Source organism: Ruegeria sp. H6 (assembly GCF_056532975.1).
Map to the genome: position 1 here is coordinate 78,875 of NZ_JBQFOA010000010.1, position 19,732 is coordinate 98,606.

The 19,732-nt window shown below is 59.7% G+C and carries 16 protein-coding genes; 7 read left to right on the top strand and 9 right to left on the bottom strand.

Annotated features, from left to right (window positions below):
- Positions 1 to 18: 18 nt before the first annotated feature.
- Both ACR0AG_RS16125 and ACR0AG_RS16130 read left to right on the top strand, forming a co-directional pair.
- Positions 19 to 1,683 carry a tetratricopeptide repeat protein gene (locus ACR0AG_RS16125; protein WP_480840732.1) on the top strand — a complete coding sequence of 555 codons (1,665 nt, stop codon included), beginning with the start codon at positions 19 to 21 and terminating at the stop codon, positions 1,681 to 1,683.
- A complete protein-coding gene (locus tag ACR0AG_RS16130) occupies positions 1,680 to 2,357 on the top strand; it encodes an SH3 domain-containing protein (RefSeq protein WP_480840734.1) in 678 nt (225 codons plus the stop codon). The genes ACR0AG_RS16125 and ACR0AG_RS16130 overlap by 4 nt, the downstream gene beginning before the upstream one ends.
- Here ACR0AG_RS16130 and mfd read toward each other — a convergent pair.
- Positions 2,354 to 5,809, bottom strand: coding sequence for a transcription-repair coupling factor (gene mfd, locus ACR0AG_RS16135; protein ID WP_480840736.1), 3,456 nt, complete (start codon positions 5,807 to 5,809; stop codon positions 2,354 to 2,356). The two genes, ACR0AG_RS16130 and mfd, sit on opposite strands and share 4 nt — an antisense overlap.
- An 18-nt stretch (positions 5,810 to 5,827) precedes the next feature.
- The gene (locus ACR0AG_RS16140; protein WP_480840738.1) at positions 5,828 to 6,355 is read right to left on the bottom strand and encodes a component of SufBCD complex; all 528 of its coding nucleotides are present in this window, start codon (positions 6,353 to 6,355) and stop codon (positions 5,828 to 5,830) included.
- A gap of 121 nt (positions 6,356 to 6,476) precedes the next feature.
- On the opposite strand from ACR0AG_RS16140, the gene hemB reads away from it, so the two are divergent.
- From hemB to ACR0AG_RS16160, 4 genes are all read left to right on the top strand, one after another.
- Positions 6,477 to 7,475: a porphobilinogen synthase gene (gene hemB / locus ACR0AG_RS16145; protein WP_480840740.1), complete on the top strand. Its 999-nt coding sequence runs from the start codon at positions 6,477 to 6,479 to the stop codon at positions 7,473 to 7,475.
- 141 nt (positions 7,476 to 7,616) lie between these two features.
- Positions 7,617 to 8,189, top strand: coding sequence for a lipid-binding SYLF domain-containing protein (locus ACR0AG_RS16150; protein WP_480840742.1), 573 nt, complete (start codon positions 7,617 to 7,619; stop codon positions 8,187 to 8,189).
- 160 nt (positions 8,190 to 8,349) lie between these two features.
- Positions 8,350 to 10,815 carry a penicillin acylase family protein gene (locus ACR0AG_RS16155; RefSeq protein ID WP_480840745.1) on the top strand — a complete coding sequence of 822 codons (2,466 nt, stop codon included), beginning with the start codon at positions 8,350 to 8,352 and terminating at the stop codon, positions 10,813 to 10,815.
- A gap of 143 nt (positions 10,816 to 10,958) precedes the next feature.
- On the top strand, positions 10,959 to 11,354 hold the full coding sequence (locus ACR0AG_RS16160) for an SgcJ/EcaC family oxidoreductase (protein WP_480840747.1): 396 nt from the start codon (positions 10,959 to 10,961) through the stop codon (positions 11,352 to 11,354).
- Positions 11,355 to 11,376: 22 nt separating this feature from the next.
- On the opposite strand, the gene hflX is transcribed toward ACR0AG_RS16160, so the two are convergent.
- The 4 genes from hflX to trkA form a co-directional block, all read right to left on the bottom strand.
- Positions 11,377 to 12,648 carry a GTPase HflX gene (hflX, locus tag ACR0AG_RS16165; RefSeq protein ID WP_480840749.1) on the bottom strand — a complete coding sequence of 424 codons (1,272 nt, stop codon included), beginning with the start codon at positions 12,646 to 12,648 and terminating at the stop codon, positions 11,377 to 11,379.
- Positions 12,648 to 12,887 carry an RNA chaperone Hfq gene (hfq, locus tag ACR0AG_RS16170; protein ID WP_010440340.1) on the bottom strand — a complete coding sequence of 80 codons (240 nt, stop codon included), beginning with the start codon at positions 12,885 to 12,887 and terminating at the stop codon, positions 12,648 to 12,650. Before hfq ends, hflX begins: the two co-directional genes overlap by 1 nt.
- A gap of 131 nt (positions 12,888 to 13,018) precedes the next feature.
- Positions 13,019 to 14,557: a TrkH family potassium uptake protein gene (locus ACR0AG_RS16175; RefSeq protein WP_480840751.1), complete on the bottom strand. Its 1,539-nt coding sequence runs from the start codon at positions 14,555 to 14,557 to the stop codon at positions 13,019 to 13,021.
- Positions 14,557 to 15,933 carry a Trk system potassium transporter TrkA gene (gene trkA / locus ACR0AG_RS16180; RefSeq protein WP_480840753.1) on the bottom strand — a complete coding sequence of 459 codons (1,377 nt, stop codon included), beginning with the start codon at positions 15,931 to 15,933 and terminating at the stop codon, positions 14,557 to 14,559. The genes ACR0AG_RS16175 and trkA overlap by 1 nt, the downstream gene beginning before the upstream one ends.
- A 96-nt stretch (positions 15,934 to 16,029) precedes the next feature.
- Between trkA and ACR0AG_RS16185 the strand changes: the two genes are divergently transcribed.
- Positions 16,030 to 16,509 (top strand): hypothetical protein, encoded by a 480-nt coding sequence (locus tag ACR0AG_RS16185; RefSeq protein WP_480840755.1) that lies wholly within the window; start codon positions 16,030 to 16,032, stop codon positions 16,507 to 16,509.
- Here the strand turns inward: ACR0AG_RS16185 and ACR0AG_RS16190 are convergent.
- Genes ACR0AG_RS16190 through ntrX form a run of 3 tightly spaced genes read right to left on the bottom strand, consistent with a single transcriptional unit; the run spans position 16,506 to position 19,731 of the window.
- Positions 16,506 to 17,675, bottom strand: coding sequence for an MFS transporter (locus ACR0AG_RS16190; protein WP_480840757.1), 1,170 nt, complete (start codon positions 17,673 to 17,675; stop codon positions 16,506 to 16,508). The two genes, ACR0AG_RS16185 and ACR0AG_RS16190, sit on opposite strands and share 4 nt — an antisense overlap.
- A 31-nt stretch (positions 17,676 to 17,706) precedes the next feature.
- Positions 17,707 to 18,297 (bottom strand): helix-turn-helix transcriptional regulator, encoded by a 591-nt coding sequence (locus tag ACR0AG_RS16195; protein WP_480840759.1) that lies wholly within the window; start codon positions 18,295 to 18,297, stop codon positions 17,707 to 17,709.
- Positions 18,298 to 18,321: 24 nt separating this feature from the next.
- Entirely contained in the window at positions 18,322 to 19,731 is a 1,410-nt protein-coding gene (gene ntrX, locus ACR0AG_RS16200; RefSeq protein WP_480840761.1) for a nitrogen assimilation response regulator NtrX, read from the bottom strand.
- Position 19,732 lies beyond the last annotated feature (1 nt).

Genomic DNA, 19,732 nt, shown 5'->3' on the forward strand with positions numbered 1-19,732 from the left:
CAAAGGGGGAGTTTTCTGATGAGCTATGACTATGATCTGGGGACATATTCCTGCCCCGTGACGACAAGCTCGGCCGAGGCGCAGCTTTGGTTTGATCGCGGTCTGGTCTGGACCTACGGGTACAACCATGGCGAGGCCGTCGCCTGTTTTCAGCGCGCGGCAGAGGCCGACCCGGAGTGTGCCATGGCCTATTGGGGTGTCGCCTATGCTTTGGGTCCCAACTATAATTTGCCCTGGGATCGGCAAGATGAGAACGGCCAGGCCAAGGCGCTGGCAGCGTCTTACGATGCAGCGCAAGAGGCCCTGTCGCGGCTCGATCAGTGCACTGAGGTCGAGCAAGCCCTGATCCGCACCCTGCCTGCGCGTTATCCGCAACGCGAGATCGTCGAAGACATGCACCCGTGGGACCACGATTTTGCCGATGCTATGCGCGCGGCCTTTGCGGCCCATCCCGAACATCTGGACCTGCGCACGATCTATGTCGAATCCTTGCTGAACCTGACGCCCTGGCAGATGTGGAACCTTGAAACCGGCGAACCTGCCGAAGGCGCCGCCACACTTGAGGCGCAAGAGGCCCTGGAGTGGGCCATGTCCAACGATCCGGATGCGATGAGCCATCCGGGCCTGCTACATCTCTATGTGCATCTGATGGAAATGTCGCCGACGCCCGAAAAGGCATTGGTTGCGGGGGATGTTCTGCGCACGCTTGTGCCAGATGCGGGCCATCTGGTGCATATGCCGACCCATATCGACGTGTTGTGCGGCCACTACCAGAACGTGGTTCACTGGAACCAATGCGCCTCGGTCGCCGATCTGAAGTATTTTGAGCGTGAAGGCGCATTCAATATCTACACCGGCTATCGACAGCACAATTACCATTTCGCCATTTATGGCGCGATGTTTCTGGGGCAGATGGAACCTGCCCTGCGCGCCAATCAGGGGATATGGGACACCACGCCCGAGGACATGTTGCGGATCGAAAGCCCGCCGATGGCGAACTTTTTCGAAAGCTACATGTCGATGGGCCCGCATATCCTGATCCGTTTCGGCCGCTGGGCCGAAGCCAAAGCGCTGGAACTGCCCGAAGACCAGGATCTCTATCGCACGCTGACGGCGACCACGCACTATGCGCGCGCCATCGCCTTTGCAGCGACCGACATGGTGCCCGAGGCCGAGGCGGAAGAGCAGTTGTTCCTGACAGCCATGGATCGTGTTCCCGAAACTCGTTTGCTGCACAACAACCGCGTGATCGACCTGCTGGCAATCGCAGCTGCGATGTTGCGCGGCGAAATCGAATATCGCAAAGGCAACTATGACGCGGCCTATTCGCATCTGCGCCGTTCGGTCGAATTGGATGATGCGCTGCCCTATGACGAACCCTGGGGATGGATGCAGCCCACACGCCACGCTTTGGGGGCTCTGCTGTTTGAACAGGGTCACGTGTCTGAGGCCGAAGCGGTCTATCGCGAGGATCTGGGATTGGGTGGAACGCTCAGCCGCGCATCGATCCATCCGGACAATGTCTGGAGCCTCAAGGGCCTGCACGATTGCCTGAAATCACGCGGTGAGGTGATTGAAATCAAACAGATCAAACAACGTCTTGACCTTGCGCTGGCGCGCGCCGACGGTGCGGTCGGGGCATCCTGTTTCTGTGCCCAAGCTGCAATGAAGGCTGCCGAATGAACCTCAGAATACTCGCACTGGCCGGTCTGATCTGCGGACCGGCCTGGGCAGACCGCCAAAGCTTCCCACCCGTGGATCAGGCATCGAATGACCCGTCGCTGGTGGCGTTTCGCGAGGACCTTCTGGCCAAAATCGCAGCCCGCGACACCGAAGCGGTAATCGCCGCGACCTGCCCCGACATCTATATCAGCCACGGCACTGAAAGTGGGCCGGCAGCCTTTCGGCAAAACCTGACGGTGGACCCGGCAACCCTGGCCGAAGACGCCCGCGATCAGGCCGATGCGCTGCGCGATTCCTATTGGTCGGCGCTCGAAGAAACACTTTCCAGCCCGGGGTATTTCGACGAAGAGGGCGAGTTCTGGATGCCTCATCAATGGCAGATCACTCTGCCCGCCTCGCTGGATCCGTTTATCGCCTATTTCGTGACCGGAGAGAACGTCACGCTGCGGCAGACACCCTCGCGAAACGGTGCGGCGTTGGATCGGATCAGCCACGAAATTGTTCTGGTGCCCGACTACCGCGATGGGGCTGAATACCAGTTGATCCGCCTGACCGACGGGACCATCGGCCATATGCACAGCGATTTCCTGTGGTCCATGGTCGGCTACCGCGCCGCTTTGGTGAAATCCGAAGACGGCGACTGGCAGCTTTGCACTTTTGTGACCGGCGACTAGGTCTTTGCCTTTTTCTTCACCGCAATGACTTTTTCCGCAAGGTCACGGGCGATGGCAAAGGCACCCTTAATCTTGTCGCTGTCCTTCTTCCAGTCCCGACGCACCACGATCTTGTTGTCTTTGACCTTGGCAAGCCCGCGCTGGTTCTGGATGAACTCGACCAGCCCCTGAGGCGAGGCGAATTTGTCGTTGTGGAACTGGATCGTGGCACCCTTGGGCCCGCCGTCCAGCTTGGCAATGCCTGCGCGTTTGCACATCGCCTTGATACGCACAACCAGCATCAGGGTGTTGACCTCTTTCGGCAGGGTGCCAAAGCGGTCGATCAACTCGGCGGCAAAGCCTTCCAACTCGACCTTGGTCGACAGCGACGACAGGCGGCGATAGAGCCCCAGACGCACATCCAGATCGGGAACGTAGTCCTCGGGGATCAGAACCGGCACGCCCAGATTGATTTGGGGCGCCCATTGATCGTCGGCATCTGACAACCCCTCCATCTCACCGGCTTTGATCTTGGCAATCGCCTCTTCCAGCATCGACTGATAGAGTTCATAGCCCACATCGCGCATCTGACCCGACTGTTCCTCGCCCAGCAGGTTGCCCGCGCCGCGAATGTCCAAATCCTGGCTGGCCAGCGTGAAACCGGCCCCCAGTGTATCCAGCGAACCCAAGACGCGCAGGCGTTTTTCTGCCGTGGCCGTCAATTTCTGGCGCGGTTTCGTGGTCAGATAGGCATAGGCGCGCGTTTTCGAGCGCCCAACCCGGCCCCGGATCTGATAGAGCTGCGCCAGACCGAACATATCCGCCCGATGCACCACCATCGTGTTCGCGGTCGGGATATCCAGCCCGCTTTCCACAATCGTCGTGGCCAACAACACGTCGTACTTCCCATCGTAAAACGCGTTCATCCGGTCGTCGAGTTCCCCCGCCGCCATCTGCCCATGCGCCACCACATAGGTCAGTTCCGGCAACTGCTCTTTCAGGAATTCCTCAATCTCTGGCAGGTCCGAGATGCGCGGGACGACATAGAAACTCTGCCCACCGCGATAGTGTTCGCGCAGCAGTGCCTCGCGGATCGTGACCGCATCGAACTCGCTGACATAGGTGCGGATCGCCAGACGGTCGATGGGGGGCGTGCCGATGATTGACAGGTCGCGCACCCCGGTCAGGGACAGTTGCAGCGTGCGCGGGATTGGCGTGGCGGTCAGGGTCAGGACGTGAATGTCGCTGCGCAATTGTTTCAGCCGTTCCTTGTGGCCAACACCGAAATGCTGTTCTTCGTCGATGATCAGCAGGCCCAGATTGTTGAACCGTATCCCCTTGGCCAACAGCGCATGGGTGCCGATCACGATGTCCACCGTGCCGCGCGCCAGCCCGTCGCGGGTCTGCTGCGCTTCCTTCGCCGACACGAAACGCGACAATTGCCGCACCTCCAGCGGGAAGCCCCGGAAGCGGTCTTTGAACGAGGCCGCGTGCTGGCGCGCCAGCAGTGTGGTCGGTGCAATCACCGCCACCTGCACGCCGGACATGGCCGCGACAAAAGCGGCGCGCATGGCAACCTCGGTCTTGCCAAAGCCCACGTCGCCGCAGATCAGGCGATCCATCGGCGCGCCCGAGTGCATATCCTCCATCACCTCGGAAATCGCGCGCAACTGGTCGTCGGTTTCCTGATACGGAAAGCGCGCGCTGAATTCATCCCACGCGTGGGGCGGCGGATCCATGACCGGAGCTTTGCGCAGCGCTCGTTCCGCAGCGATGCGGATCAGTTTGTCCGCCATCTCGCGGATGCGTTCTTTCAGCTTTGCCTTTTTGGCCTGCCACGCGCCGCCGCCCAACCGGTCAAGCAGCCCTTCGTCATGGCCGTATTTCGACAGCAATTCGATGTTTTCAACCGGCAGGTACAGCTTGGCCTGTTCCGCATATTCCAGCAGCAGGCATTCATGAGCGGCCCCGGCGGCGGTGACGACCTCCATCCCCATATAACGCCCGATGCCGTGGTCCACATGAACCACCAGATCACCGGGGGACAATGATTGGGCCTCGGTCAGGAAATTCTCGGCCTTGCGGCGTTTCTTGGGCTGGCGGATCAGCCGGTCACCCAGCACGTCCTGTTCGGCAATCACCGTCAGGTCGAGGGTTTCGAACCCATGCTCCAACGCCCAGACGGCCAGATGCAGCCCGCGTTTGCCTACACGGGTGCCGTCGGTGACGGGGATCGCCTCGGCCAGACCTTCGTCTTCGATCAATCCGGTCAGACGTTCACGGGCCCCTTCGGAGTAAGACGCGATCAGAACCGGGCCTTTGGCCATCTTGTCCGTGATATGGCTGGCCAGAGCGCCAAACAGGCTGATGCTTTCCTGTTGCCGTTCGGGGGCAAAATTGCGCCCGATCCGTCCGCCTGCGTCGATCACACCCGGCCCGCTGGCCTGTGGCAGAGGGCTGAATTGCAACACACGCCGGCCGCCGACAGCGGCTTCCCACGCGGCATCGTCCAGATACAGCAAGCCGGGCGGGGTCGGCTTGTAGACCGTATCCATGCGCGAGCGGTTTTCCAGCGCCAGTTTGCGCGTCTCATACTGGTCGGCAATCGTATCCCACCGCGCCAATCGGGCCGGTGTAACCTGATCATCCACAGTGACCGTAGCCTCGGGAAGATAGTCGAACAGGGTCTCCAGCTTTTCGTGGAAAAACGGCAACCAGTGTTCGATGCCTTGATGCTTGCGGCCCGCACTGACCGCCTCATAGAGCGGATCATCCGTGCCCGCCGCGCCGAATTCGATGCGGTAATTCTGGCGAAACCGGGTGATGGCTGCGTCGTCCAGAATAACCTCGGACACGGGCGCAAGCTCCACCACTTCAAGCTTTTCGGTGGTGCGCTGCGATACCGGGTCAAAGCGGCGCGCGCCGTCCAGAACATCTCCGAACAGATCCAGACGGACGGGGCCGGATTCGCCCGGTGGGAAGATGTCGATTATGCCGCCGCGAATGGCATAATCACCCGGCTCCATCACCGTGGGACTTTGGGTAAAGCCCATACGGACAAGAAAATTGCGCAGCGCATCTTCGTCCACGCGGTGGTTGACGCGCGCCGTGAATGCCGCCTGACGCAGAACATCGCGCGCAGGCACACGTTGGGTCGCGGCGTTCAGCGTCGTCAGCAGCACAAACTGCGCTGGCATCTGATGCACCAGCGCCGCCAGAGTCGCCACCCGCGCGGCGGCGATATCGGCATTGGGTGAAACCCGGTCATAGGGCAGACAATCCCAGCCCGGAAACACAAAGACCGGCATGTCGGGCGCAAAGAAGGCAAGCGCGGCACGCATCGCCTCCATCCGTTTGTCATCGCGCGCGACGTGACACACAGGGCTGCCAGAACGGGCAACCTCTTTCAGCACAAGCTGCGCGTCATACCCTTCGGGAGCACCGCCAACTGTTACGTGGTCCGGAGCCTGCATTGCAATGCCTTTCCGATGTTACCAGCCCAATACGCCGATCGAGAAATTCTGATACATTCCCCAGATAGATGTCACAAAAATCGAAACCATACCAATGAGTTGGGTATACAACCTGCAGCGGTTCAGGGTTTTCGAGACAATCTCGAGCGTTGGTTCCTGCCGCTGCAATCGGCGTGCGGCGGCGATATTGATCATTGTGACGAAGCACAAGGGAAAGAGCAGCAGAAAAACAGCCTGCGCAAATTCCATTCCGTAGACAAATCCCATCGTAGCAAGGCCGGTGAAGATGAAACAGCACAAGGCCAGGATGGCAACGCCCGAGATATCAACGATATAAAGCAACCGGTTACGGTTGATGCGCACGATGTCCAAAAGATCCGTTTCAGTTTGCCCGCCGACCCGCCGTGCGCGCGTCAGAAGGTCATAGGGAACCCCCATGACCCAATGGCTTGCCGACGACCACAGCACGGCCAATGAAATCCAGAACCACAGATTCGAAAAGCTGCGCATGTCGATGTGTTCGAAAATCGAAGAGTATAAGTCCAAGCGTCAGCCCTTTGTTAAGCGTTCTTTTGGGCTTTGCGGCGCGTGGACGCGTCGATTGATACCCTTGAGGCTACTGGCAATTCATGCCACCCAATGAAGAATTGTTCAAGGAGACTGAGCCATGAATCCGACCATTGCCCCCTTTCCTCGCGCCCGGTTCCGCCGCGCGCGTCAATCCGAGGCAATTCGCGGACTGGTTCGTCAGAACACCCTGACCACTGATGACCTGATCTGGCCGGTTTTTGTGCGCGACGGAGAAGGCGTGGAAGAGCCGGTTCCATCCATGCCGGGCGTCATGCGGCGGTCGGTAGACCTGATCGCCAAGGCCGCGATCGAGGCGCAAGCGCTTGGAATTCCTGCGATCTGTATCTTTCCATACACGGACCCCTCGCTCAAAACCGAAGATTGCGCCGAGGCCTGGAATCCCGACAATCTGTCGAACCGGGCCATTCGCGCGGTCAAGGCTGCGGCGCCAGATATCGCAATCATGACGGATGTGGCGTTGGATCCCTACAACATCAATGGTCACGACGGCTATGTCGTAGATGGCGAGATTGTGAATGACCAAACGGTCGAAGCGCTGGTGAAAATGACCGTGGCCCAAGCGGATGCCGGGGCGGACATCATCGGACCTTCGGATATGATGGACGGGCGGATCGGCGCAATGCGCGACGCGCTTGAGGCTGCAGGGCACCAGAACGTGATGATCCTCAGCTACGCGGCCAAATATGCCAGCGCCTTTTACGGGCCCTTCCGCGACGCCGTTGGCGCCTCGGGCGCTCTGACGGGTGACAAGAAAACCTATCAGATGGACCCGGCCAATTCGGACGAAGCACTGCGCCTGATCGAACGGGATCTGACCGAAGGCGCGGATATGGTGATGATCAAGCCGGGCATGCCCTATCTGGACATCTGCCGCCGCGTGAAGGGCACGTTTGGCGCGCCAACCTATGCCTATCAGGTCTCGGGCGAATACGCGATGATCCAGGCGGCGGCGCAAAACGGTTGGATCGACGGGGATAAGGTCATGGCGGAAAGCCTGATGGCGTTCAAACGCGCCGGGTGTGACGGTATCTTGACCTATTTTGCACCACGCATTGCCCGCATGTTGCAGGGCTGAGCAATCGGGCACCCGCAAGTTTTCGCCGATTTCCGCCCTATAGGTTTCAGCTTTCCCGTGACACATGGCAACAATCCGCGTATCCTTGCACATAAGATCGGGAAGACCCGACATATCAGGCAGTTATACAGAGACAAAAACATGAGCAGTTCCAACTCTCCCCGACTGAACCGTCGTGGCTTTGCGCTTGGCATGGCCGGACTGACAGTGACCGCCGCTTGCGGCAATGGCGTCGGCAATTCGAACGCAGCGACAATCGATGCAAGGGTCGACGCGACGTTGACCGAAATGTACAACAAGTACCCCAACACCATTGAAATCGCCAACAAAGCCAACGGGATGCTGGTCATGCCGCTGATCACCGAGGCTGGCTTTATCTTTGGTGGCGGCTTTGGCCAAGGCGCGCTGCGCATTCAGGGCGCGACGGTCGATTACTATTCCGCCGTCAAAGGCACTGCCGGTCTGCAGATCGGCGCGCAGCAATACGCCCATGTGCTGTTCTTCATGACCGAGGACGCGCTGAACGATTTCCGCCGCTCCAGCGGTTGGACAGCGGGCGCAGACATCGGTTACGTCGTGGATGCCACAGGCAGCACCCTGTCGACCACCACCACCACTTTGCGCACACCGGTCATTGCCGCGATCTTTGGTCAGGCAGGGCTGTTGTTCGGTGCAACCGTCGAGGGCACCAAATACACACGCATCATCCCCTAAACCAATACCACTCCCCCCCTCTGAAGCCCCATCACACCCCGTGGTGGGGTTTAACTTATTTTGATGACCCCGCGTTTTCTGACCGCAATCCTCTTTTGATCCCTTTTGCGTTCTACTAGTCTCCGCCCCAATCAATGATTTAACAAATTGTGGGGCAAACATGGGCCTGGTCTTCCGCTGGCTGATTAGAATCACGACAGGGCTAATCCTGCTGGCTCTGGCCGCTGTTGGCCTTGTGTATTTCCTCGCTAGCCAATCGCTGCCCGAATACGATCAGACGGTTCAGGTGCGTGGCCTGAATGCCCCGGTTGAGATCGTGCGAGACACCGCAAACGTCCCGCATATCCTTGGTCAAACCGACCCGGATGTGTTCTTTGGCATGGGTTACGCCCATGCGCAGGACCGGTTGTGGCAGATGACTATGCTACGCCGCACGGCCCAGGGACGGTTGTCAGAGGTTTTTGGCCAGCGCACGGTGTCCATCGACAAACTGTTGCGCCGCTTTGATCTTTATGGGCTGGCCCATCGCTCGGTCGAGGCGCAGGACGACTACACCAAAGCCGCGCTGGAGGCTTATGCGGCTGGTGTCAACGCACGGTTGGAAGAGATCAATGAAATGGCTCTGGGTCGTGGCGCGCCCGAGATGTTCCTGTTCAGCGCTCCGGTTTCACCTTGGCAGCCCGGCGACAGTCTGGCGGTGATCAAGCTGATGTCGCTGCAATTGTCCGGCCATCTGGAAGACGAGGTGCTGCGCGCGCGCACGTCGCTGGCCCTGAACGATCCGCAGCGTTTGTCCGATATCCTTCCGGACGTGCCCGGGCCGGGGATCGCCGCCCTGCCGGAATATGCCGCTTTGTTCCCAGACCTGCCCCGTTTCGCCGAAACCCTACCGATGCCCGACACACCGCTGTCGCCCTTCCCTAACCGCGGGCTTGCGGGTGCGTCGAATGCGTGGTCCGCGGCCCCGTCGCGGTCGGCCAGTGGTGGCACGTTGCTGGCCAATGACCCGCATCTGGGCTTTACCGCGCCAGGCATCTGGTACCTCGCCCGGCTTGAGCTTGCCAAGGGCGGTGTAATCGGGGCGTCGATCCCCGGTGTACCGGCCATCATGACCGGCCGCAGCGACCGTCTGGGATGGGGGCTGACCTCGTCTTACCTGGACGATCAGGACGTGCATATTGAAAAACTGAACCCTGATAACCCGCAGGAATACCTGACGCCCGACGGCTATAAACCGTTTCAAAATCGTCCTTCGATCATCGAGATCAAGGATGCTGCCCCCATCACCCTGACCCTGCGCTGGACTGAAAATGGCCCGGTTCTGCCGGGCACGCATTACAGCCTTGAAACCATCACCCCGCCGGGGCACGTCGCATCCCTGTCATGGAGCGCGCTGAGCCCGAATGACACCTCGATGACCGCCTCGATGGCTCTGATGAATGCCGACACGGTGCGTCAGGCGCTGGCTGTCGCCGAGGATTTCATCGCACCCTCGCAAAACCTGTCTTTGGTCGACAGGAACACGATCGGGATGAAACTGATCGGCGCCTTGCCGCGCCGCGATCTGAACAACCAAAGCCGTGGTCGCATCCCGACCCCCGGCTGGCTGGCACGTAATCGGTGGCAGGGCCGCCTGCCCTATGCGGAAAATCCCGAATTCATCGCCCCCATTGGCGGTATCTTGGGTAATACAAACAACAAGGTGATCGACCGCCCCTTTCCCTTGCATGTGTCATATGAATGGGGTGACACGCAGCGCATTCACCGCTGGGAACGCCTGATGCAATCGCGTGAGGTTCATACCCGTGACAGCTTTATCGAGGCACAACTGGATACGGTCAGCTTTACCGCCCGCTCGCTGCTGCCTCTGGTCGGCGCAGACCTCTGGTATACCGGCGAATCCGCCCCCGAGGGCACGCCCGAGCGTCAGCGCCAGATCGCCCTGTCCCTGTTGGCGGAATGGAACGGCGAGATGAACGAGCATTTGCCCGAACCGCTGATCTATGCCGCCTGGCTGCGGGCGCTGCAAATCCGCCTGATCTCGGATGAGCTGGGGCCCTTGGCCGCCGAATACAAACATGTCGAGCCTTTGTTCATCGAACGCGTGTATCGCGACATCGACGGCGCCGGCGTCTGGTGCGATGTGCGTCAAAGCGCGCCGGTTGAAACCTGCACGGATATGGCGCGCCTTGCGCTGGACGACGCGTTGATCTGGATCGAAGAACGCTATGGCTCTGCCCTGGAATCGCTGCGCTGGGGTGATGCGCATCAGGCCACCCATGACCACCCGGTTCTGGGAGAGGTCCCGATCCTGCGGTTTTTCGTAAACATCCGCCAATCCACCAGCGGTGGCGACAACACCCTGTTGCGCGGTCGCACCTCGGGTACCGGGCCTGATCCGTTCCAGAACGTGCACGGCGCAGGCTATCGCGGGGTTTATGATTTCGCCGATCCCGACAGTTCCGTGTTCATCACGGCGACCGGGCAATCGGGCCATTTCCTGTCGCGCTACTATGATGATCAGGCGCAACTTTGGCGGCGTGGTGAGTACATTCCCATGTCGCTGGACATCGATTTGGCCCGCGCCGCCGCGGTGGGCGTGACCCATCTTGAACCCCGCCCCTGACCTGCGCAACCTGCCGCCCAAAAGGACATCAGAGCCTCCGGTTTTCCGCCGAAACGCCCGAATGCCACTGGGCAAAGTAGACGCCCCATCGGCCCATGCCTTAGCATGGACGAAAGGCTGAAACTGCATCAAAGGGGGTACAGATGGTCGGTGTTCAGGACAGGTTGAACAATTTTGCCAGAGACTATGCCATCGCTTGGAGCTCGGGCGATCCAAACGCTGTCGCGTCGTTTTTTGCTGAAGACGGACAAATCGTCATTAATCGGGGCGACCCTATCGAAGGACGTGCAGCAATTGCTGAGATGGCCGGAGGGTTCTACGCCGATTTCCCAGACCTCGAAGTTCGGTGTGACATGATGCGATGGGCAGGTACCCATGCCATCTTTGTTTGGACGCTTGAAGGGCACCATTCAAAGACAGGCAACCATGTTGTCGCCCGCGGATGGGAGGAATGGGACCTCAGCGAAGAAACCAAGATATCGTCGTCTCGCGGTTGGTTCGATGCCGACGACTACCAACGACAGATCGACGGCGCCTGATCAGCCCAGCGGGCGCGCATAACTACAGCGTTGCGAACTGGGCCGCCTGTTTATCCGTCCAATAGACGGTCAGGACAAAGCCGTCCTCGGTCTGCTCTTCGGATTTCACGACGTCCTGACGGAACAGCCAGGCGCGTTTGCCACCGTCGGCAAAGGTCAGGTCCAGCGTTTCTTCGTGTCGGGCGCCCTGCAGCTTTATGGCAATTTCAGCCAGCAACGGGTCGAGACCATCGCCGGTCACAGCCGAAATTGCAAATATAGCGGGGTCGCGATCGGCGCGGGATAGCGTGGCTTGCCTGTCGTCCTCTGACAACAGATCCGTCTTGTTCCAAACCTCAAGGCGCGCGCGGTCCTCATCCACACCAAGCGACGCAAGGATCGTCTCGACATCCAACGCCTGCGCCTCGGAATCTGCATGGCTGATGTCGCGCACATGCACGATCAGATCTGCACCCAACACTTCTTCCAGAGTGGCGCGGAACGCCGCCACCAACTCGGTCGGCAGATTCGAGATAAAGCCCACCGTGTCGGACAAAATGACCTCGGGCCCATCCGGTAGGTGAACACGCCGCATGGTCGGGTCCAGCGTGGCAAACAGCATGTCCTTTGCCATCACCTCCGCACCGGTCAGGCGATTGAACAGAGTTGATTTACCCGCGTTCGTATAGCCGACCAAAGCAACAATCGGATACGGCACCTTGGCCCGGGCCGCGCGATGTAGCGTGCGGGTTTTGACGACCTTCTGCAACTGCCTGCGCAGGCGCACAAGCTGTTCATCAATCGCGCGGCGGTCCGCCTCGATCTGGGTTTCACCGGGACCGCCGACAAAACCCAATCCGCCACGCTGGCGTTCAAGGTGGGTCCAGGCGCGTACCAATCGCGTGCGCTGATAGCTGAGCGCGGCCATCTCGACCTGCAACACACCTTCGCGGGTGCGGGCCCTATCGCTGAAAATCTCAAGGATCAGCCCGGTCCGGTCCAGGATTTTGACCTTCCACGCCTTTTCCAGGTTACGCTGCTGAACCGGTGTCACCGGTCCGTCGATCAAAACCAGCTCGACCTCGGCGTCATGTAGACGCTCGGCCAGTTCCTCGATCTTGCCGCTACCGAACAGCAGGCCCGCTTGCGCGCGTTGCAGCCGCACGACTTCGGACCCGATCACATCCAGGTCGGGCAACGCAGCCGCCAATGCAACTGCTTCTTCCAGCGCCGGTTCAGGGACACGGCGCTGTTCATCTGATTTGATTTCCGGATGCAACACCCATGCCCGGGTGCGCGTCCTGTCATGTTCCATCAAGAGGCGTCTTCGCCCTCATACAGGCTGATCGGCTGTGATGGCATGATGGTCGAAATCGCATGTTTGTAGACCAACTGCGACTGTCCGTCGCGGCGCAACAACACACAAAAATTGTCGAACCAGGTGATAACACCCTGCAATTTCACGCCATTGATCAGGAAAATCGTGACCGGGACCTTTGCCTTGCGTACATTGTTCAGGAACGCGTCCTGCAGATTCTGTCTGTCCGAAGCCATATTTTATTGTCTCGCCATTGTTCTTGCCACGCGCTGCGGACCAACGCGTTCCCTCTGGCAGAGTATGGAGCGGTGTGCGCAGATATTCCAGCCGAAAAATTAAGCAGTTGCACCAAGCTGTGCCGATCTGTTCAATCTCGCCACAGGCTGGGCGTGATCAACGCGATGATCGCAAGCGTCTCAAGCCGCCCAATCACCATCGCAGCACAAAGCGTCAGTTTGGACCATCCCGACAGATCAATCAGTCGGATCGGGACATCTGTGGCCAGCTCGATCAACGGCCCTGTGGTGCTGAGGGCGGCCACGCTCAGCACCATCGCCTGTTCGAAACTGACCCCTTCGGCGGCCAGCAGCAGGTCAAACAAGCCCAGCGTCAGGGCAAAGAGCATCAGGAAGATCCACGCGATAAAAGCCCCGTCGCTTTGGATACGCCGGTTGCCGCCACCCTCTCCGCTGACCGATGATGGATAGATCAGCCGGTCGATCTCGCGTTTGCCGTTGAGGTAGAGGGCATATACCCGCAAGAGCTTTACCCCGCCCGCTGTGGTCGCCACACCGCCGCCAATCAAGGCCAGCCCCATCAGGATCAATCCAGGCGTCCCCAGACCCGAGAGTTGCTGCGCATCATTCCAGTTCGCGCTTTCGAACCCGGCTGTGGTCAGAAAGGACATCACGGTAAAAATCATGCCCCAGATGACATGCAGCGCCTGCAAGGGTTCGATTTGCCGATCCAAATCGGCCACGCCGGCCAGCACGCGCAGGAACAATAGGGTTGCCACAGCCAGAACAATCAACAGGCCGATGCGGAACTCGGGGTCCTTGTCCAGACGGCTGTAGCCGCGCGTCGCGGTGTCGTGCGAGAAAGTCAGCCGGGACAGGGCAAAGAACAGAAACAGGAACAGGATCATCTCACCTGTCACTCCGGCTGTAGACCCCTCGAGCCCACCGACCGGAGAAATGCCGGACGTGGCCATCACCGACATGGCATGGCAAACTGCGGTCAAACCCTCTTCGCCGGCGATCAACAGCAGCACCCAGATCACTGCGGTCAATCCTGCGTATACAGGTGTCAATGTCCGCGTGACGCGGATCAGATGCCCACGCGGGTCGGCCTTTTCGCTTTGGGCTACACCTGTGACCGGTCGCCCCGGTTGACCCTGGGCGGTGACCTCGAAGCCGCCCAAAGACAGCGGCGCGAGGATTGCGGCTGCGGCGACCCACATCAGCAGACCCCCAAACCACCCGATCAGCGCACGCCACAAATGCAACGGCGCGGACAGGCGCGCTGGGTCCGGAAACAGATCCGCACCGGTGGTTGTGAACGCACTGACCATGTCGAAATAGGCGTTGAGATAGCTAGTATTGCCCAAGGCGTCATAAAGCGGCAAAGCAAGAAACAGGGGCAATATGGTGAACGAGGCCAGAAGAACAGCCAACTGTCCCAACGTCCCGCGTCGTGGGATGCGGCTCATCTGTGCAAGCGCGATCAGCGAGATGATGAAAATCCCCAAGACACCCGAATAGAAAAACGACCGCGAGGTATCGTGGTCGTCCAGCACCAGCGCATAGGCCGCAGGGATCCACATTGCCAGTGACGCCAGACCCCAGATCATCAAAAGCAGCGGCAACCGCCGCAATATGCCTATGTTCTGTTCACGGGCCCGCAGCATCAGAAAAAGTCGATCGAGACCTGCATCAGGCGTTCGACCTCGGGTACGTCCTTGGCCAGCGAGAAGATGGCGACCACGTCCTTTTCCTCGATCCGCAGGCTGCCGGTGGGGCGCATCACCTCATCGCCTTTGCGGACAGCCCCCACCAGAACGCCTTCGGGGAAGTCGATGTCGCGCAATTTCTGCCCGGCCATGGGTGAGGTCGACATGACCTCGGCTTCGATCACTTCCGCCTCGGCATCGCCGATCGAATAAACCTGACGCACCCGTCCGTGCCGGATATGGCGCAGGATCGAACTGACGGTGGTGGCGCGTGGATTGATATAGGCATCGATGCCCAAGGGCCCCATCAGGGCCACCATGCTGGGATCGTTAATCAGGGCAATCGCAAGGGCACATCCCTGCCCTTTGGCGCGCACCGCAGCCAGCATATTGGTTCGGTCATCATCCGTGACCGCCAGCATCGCATCCGCCCGGTCGATACCCGCCTCGACCAGCAGCGCCGCATCCAGACCGTCGCCATTCAGAACGATGGTACGCTCAAGGGATTCGGCAGCGATTTCCGCGCATTTGCGATCCCGTTCGATGATCTTGGCACGGACGCGGCTTTCGCGATCTTCCAATGTATGCGCGACCTCAAGCCCGACATTGCCGCCACCAACAATGACGACCCGGTCTTGCTTGCGCTGGGATTTGCCAAACACCTCCATCGTGCGGTCCACGTCTTTGACATTGGTAAAGACATAGCATTCGTCGCCGACAAACAGCTGATCTTCGGATTCCGGCGCAAACAGCGACCCGTCCCGGCGCACCCCGACAACGATAGAGCTGAGCGTCGAAAACAGCTCGGTTAGCTGGCGCAAAGGTGTATTCACAATCGGGCACTCTTCGTCCAGCCGGATCCCAAGCAATTGCGCCTTGCCGTCCATGAAAATCTCGGTGTCAAAAGCCGAAGGTGCCGACAGGCGGCGCATGGCTGCGGCGGCGACCTCACGTTCGGGGCTGATGACCACATCGATGGGCAGGTGATCCCGGCGATAAAGGTCCGAATGGATCGCCTGCAGATACGAGTTCGACCGCAGCCGGGCGATCTTGCGCTGGATCGAAAAGACCGAATGCGCCATCTGGCAGGTGACCATATTCACCTCGTCCGAATGGGTCGCCGCGATGATCATATCCGCATCCCGCGCGCCCGCGCGTTCCAGCACGTCAGGATAGCTGGCAAAGCCTGCAATGCCCTGTACGTCCAGCGTTTCCGTTGCCCGGCGTACCAGATCGGGATTGTTATCCACCACCGTGACGTCATTCAACTCGCCCGAAAGGTGCCGTGCAATCTGCCAGCCAACCTGACCGGCCCCGCAAATGATGACCTTCATGTATCTGGCCCTTCTGCCTGAATTCTTTGAATGACAGATGCCCCTATAGGGGTCAATTGAATTGTCATACCCCTGCGAATAAGGCAAAGTAAGTGTATGAAAACAATACCAGCCCTGCTTGTTTGCCTGATGGTCTTGTCCTCTTGCGGGCCTTTGTCGCTGTATTACCGCGAAGGCCAAAGCGTGTCGCGGATGCAGACCGAGACGACGGAATGCCGGGTGAAAGCGTTGAAAGACGCACCTGTCGCCAACCAGATCCGGCAAAGCCCGCCGGTGTATTGGCCCGGACGTTCCTATTGCGACCGCTATGGCCGATGCTACCGCACCCCGGGGTGGTGGGAGCCGGGCAACATCTACACCGTGGATGTCAACAAAGGGCTGCGCAACACGGTCGAGGCGCAGTGCATGGCCCAAAAAGGCTATCGCCCTGTCAGCTTGCCGCCCTGTAAATCGAGGGTCAAATCCTCGGTCCCGCCCACCAGAACGACCACGCTGCCGCCGTTGAACCCGTCTTCTTGCTTTCGGCAGTTCGACGATGGGTCCTTTCAGATCATCACACCGGGTCAGCCGACTTAGGCACCGGCAGCACGGCGACGCGCCAGCAGGAGATGGGCACAAAACGCCACAGCGTAAGACAGAATGACTGCCATCAGCATACCGCCCTCGCCCGTGCGCCACAGCACGGCCAGCAGGATTGGCGTACCAAGCAGATTGCCCGCATTGCCCATCTGCGCCATCGCGCCATAGCCAAGCGCCTGCGTCTCGGCGGTTTGATTAAGCAAGGGCACAGCGGCAAAGCTGCCTCCCTGCACCAACCCCAGCACACCGAACAACGCGACGCATACGATATGCACCGGAAGGCCTGCAAAGCCTGCGGCAATCGTCAAGATGCCAAGAAAGAACCCCAGATTGACCACGGCGACTGCGGACATGAGTGTCAAAAGCGGCGGAACCACCAGCCATGACAGCACGATCCCGGCCAGCGGCATCAGCCCGGCGACGATGGCCCTGCTCTCTTCCGGCAGGCGGCCGGGTAGAATGGCCAGCAGCGACACGAAGGTCAGCGTATAGAAGAACCAGCCAATCGCGGGCGCCGAAACAAAGGGCGAGCGATAGGTTCTCAGATGCACATCCACGATGGCGCGCCATCCCCCAAAGCTTCTGTCGTGATGCGGGGCTTCTACCTGAACGCGACACGCCAGAACCAACGCCGCAGAGAAGAGCATCAACAGACCATGGATCATGAAGAAGACCGGCAAACCGTAGGCCTCGACCACCGGAAGACCGATCCAGGCGTTCAGCGCAAATGCGACCCCAAAGAATGAGCTCCAAAGCACCATTGCGGCATCCCTTGCCCGCCCTGTGGTGATCTGTGCAATCAGCGTTGGTGCAGCAACCACAATGGCCAGATGCGACAGGCCTTCGACCAACCGACTGGCCAACATCAACCCAAACGCTGGTTCTGTCGCCTGAAACAGCGAAATCAAGCCGCCCAGAACCAGACCGCCGATCAACAGCCGGATCGGTCCAAACCATCCGGTCAACGCACCTGATAAGGCCCCCAACACGGCTCCCATCAGGCTGATGATGGACAAAAGCCAGCCGATTGTATCCGCGTGGCTTGGATAAAGTTGCGCCACTTCCCCAAAGGGAACCGCGATTTTGGCGAACTGAGTCGCCGCGCCCAGGCCGGCGGCCCACAGCAAAATGACCTGAAGAAAAACGCGAATCGAAGGTGCCATGCCCCGTTTCTAGCGGGATCGCCTGACAGGCTTAACGCATAAAATATGCACGCCCCCTCGGCGTGCCGCTGACAAGGCGCACTGGTGTGCCGTCGGACAGATAGAGGCGTTCCCATGTGATCTGCCCGGCGCTGATGCGAATACGGTCGTGCACGGCCTCGGACGTCAGGAAGCTTTTGGGTTTCGGAGAATGCAGGTCCCACCACCCGTCCTGTTCCAGATCCGCCTCGGCGCTGCGGATCTCATCCGTGGCAAATTGCCAAAGCGAGACGCCCAACAAGGCGGATTGGCTGGTCTTCCAGTCCCGCGCCCGTGCGGCAGAATATGCCAAGCATTTGTGACTGACCTCTTCGACAAGGTGCAAACATTCCGCCGAATGAACAACCAACCGTTTGAGAACCGCGTCATCCTCTCGGACTGGATCCAAAGCGGAAAACACCTTCTGCTGCAGTATCGGATCAGGAATATGCGTTCCATTTTCCCAGCGCGAGATCGTCGCCTGATCCACCTGCACCATCTCGGCCAAAGCGGATTGCTTGAGCCCGGTGGAGCGGCGCACGCGTTTCAGGCGCCTGCCAAAGGACGGGAACCCTTGGCAATCCGATGCCTCTACGGGGATCAATGGGATTGCCCCATCACCTGCGGATTACTCCGCAGGTTCCGGTTCGTCGATCTGTGCCACCCGAGCGCCGGATTTGTTGGATGTGACCACGCCCAGCGATTTCAGTTTGCGGTGCAGCGCGCTGCGCTCCATCCCGACAAAGCTGGCGGTGCGGCTGATATTGCCACCAAACCGGTTGATCTGGGTCAACAGATATTCCCGCTCGAACGCCTCGCGGGCTTCGCGCAGCGGCAAGGTGGCCAGAGCGCCGGACAGGACCACACGACCCGAGTCGTCGGATTTCTCTTCTTCGCTTGGCAATTCGCGCGCCTCAATGGCGCCGGTGCTGTCACCCAGAATCAGAACCCGCTCGATCAGGTTCTTCAACTGACGCACGTTGCCAGGCCAGGTCATGGTCTGCAGCAACGCGACCGCCTCATCCGACAGCTCCCGCACGGGCAGTCCTTGCGTCTCGTTGCACATCTCGATGAAATGCTGTGCCAGAACCGGAATATCCTCGCGCCGTTCTTCCAGCGACGGAACCGCAATCGGCACGACATTCAGACGGTGATAGAGTTCTTCCCGGAACCGGTCTGCAGCGATTTCCTGCTCCAGATCGCGGTTCGTAGACGAGATCACCCGTAGATCGACGCGCACCTTATCGGTGCCGCCAACACGCTGGAACTGCTGGTCCACCAGAACGCGCAGGATCTTGGATTGCGTGCCCAGCGGCATATCGGCGACCTCGTCAAAATAGATCACGCCGCCATGGGCCTCTTCCAGAAGACCCGACTCGACCCCGCGTTCCGAGGACTCGCGCCCAAACAGAACTTCTTCCACCCGCTCAGGCTCAACCCCCGCACAGTTCACCGTCACAAACGGGGCATTGGCGCGGTTGGAATGGGCGTGAATGTAACGCGCGGCAATCTCTTTGCCTGAACCCGCAGGCCCGCTCAGCATCACGCGACCGTTGGATTTGGTGACCTTGTCCAGCTGGCCTTGCATGGCCCGGAACGAGGCTGACTTGCCGATCATATCCGAGCTGCTGACTTCCTTGCGCTTGAGCGAGGCGTTCTCGCGGCGCAGGCGCGAGGTTTCCATCGCACGGCGGATCACGACCATCAACTGGTCGATGTTAAAGGGCTTTTCGATAAAGTCGTAAGCCCCCTGTTTGATGGCTGCGACCGCGATCTCGATATTGCCGTGGCCGGAAATGATAACCACCGGCACATCCGGGTTGTCGCGCTTCACCGCTTTCAGGATGTCGATCCCGTCCATGCGGCTGTCCTTCAGCCAGATATCGAGGATCAGCAGCCCCGGAGGCTCAGCATTGATGGCTGCCATGCAGTCATCTGAATTTCCTGCCAGCCGGGTGGAATAGCCTTCGTCCTCAAGAATGTCGGACACCAGTTCGCGGATATCGCGTTCGTCGTCTACGATCAGAATATCGCTCATC

Excerpts from the sequence above, each read along its gene's own strand:
- hemB (WP_480840740.1), top strand. The coding sequence starts at position 6,477 with ATGAATCCGACCATTGCCCCCTTTCCTCGCGCCCGGTTCCGCCGCGCG.
- ntrX (WP_480840761.1), bottom strand. The coding sequence starts at position 19,731 with ATGAGCGATATTCTGATCGTAGACGACGAACGCGATATCCGCGAACTG.
- ACR0AG_RS16160 (WP_480840747.1), top strand. The coding sequence starts at position 10,959 with ATGGTCGGTGTTCAGGACAGGTTGAACAATTTTGCCAGAGACTATGCC.
- ACR0AG_RS16150 (WP_480840742.1), top strand. The coding sequence starts at position 7,617 with ATGAGCAGTTCCAACTCTCCCCGACTGAACCGTCGTGGCTTTGCGCTT.
- ACR0AG_RS16175 (WP_480840751.1), bottom strand. The coding sequence starts at position 14,557 with ATGCTGCGGGCCCGTGAACAGAACATAGGCATATTGCGGCGGTTGCCG.
- hfq (WP_010440340.1), bottom strand. The coding sequence starts at position 12,887 with ATGGCTTCGGACAGACAGAATCTGCAGGACGCGTTCCTGAACAATGTA.
- trkA (WP_480840753.1), bottom strand. The coding sequence starts at position 15,933 with ATGAAGGTCATCATTTGCGGGGCCGGTCAGGTTGGCTGGCAGATTGCA.
- ACR0AG_RS16125 (WP_480840732.1), top strand. The coding sequence starts at position 19 with ATGAGCTATGACTATGATCTGGGGACATATTCCTGCCCCGTGACGACA.
- ACR0AG_RS16155 (WP_480840745.1), top strand. The coding sequence starts at position 8,350 with ATGGGCCTGGTCTTCCGCTGGCTGATTAGAATCACGACAGGGCTAATC.
- ACR0AG_RS16185 (WP_480840755.1), top strand. The coding sequence starts at position 16,030 with ATGAAAACAATACCAGCCCTGCTTGTTTGCCTGATGGTCTTGTCCTCT.
- ACR0AG_RS16190 (WP_480840757.1), bottom strand. The coding sequence starts at position 17,675 with ATGGCACCTTCGATTCGCGTTTTTCTTCAGGTCATTTTGCTGTGGGCC.
- mfd (WP_480840736.1), bottom strand. The coding sequence starts at position 5,809 with ATGCAGGCTCCGGACCACGTAACAGTTGGCGGTGCTCCCGAAGGGTAT.
- hflX (WP_480840749.1), bottom strand. The coding sequence starts at position 12,648 with ATGGAACATGACAGGACGCGCACCCGGGCATGGGTGTTGCATCCGGAA.
- ACR0AG_RS16130 (WP_480840734.1), top strand. The coding sequence starts at position 1,680 with ATGAACCTCAGAATACTCGCACTGGCCGGTCTGATCTGCGGACCGGCC.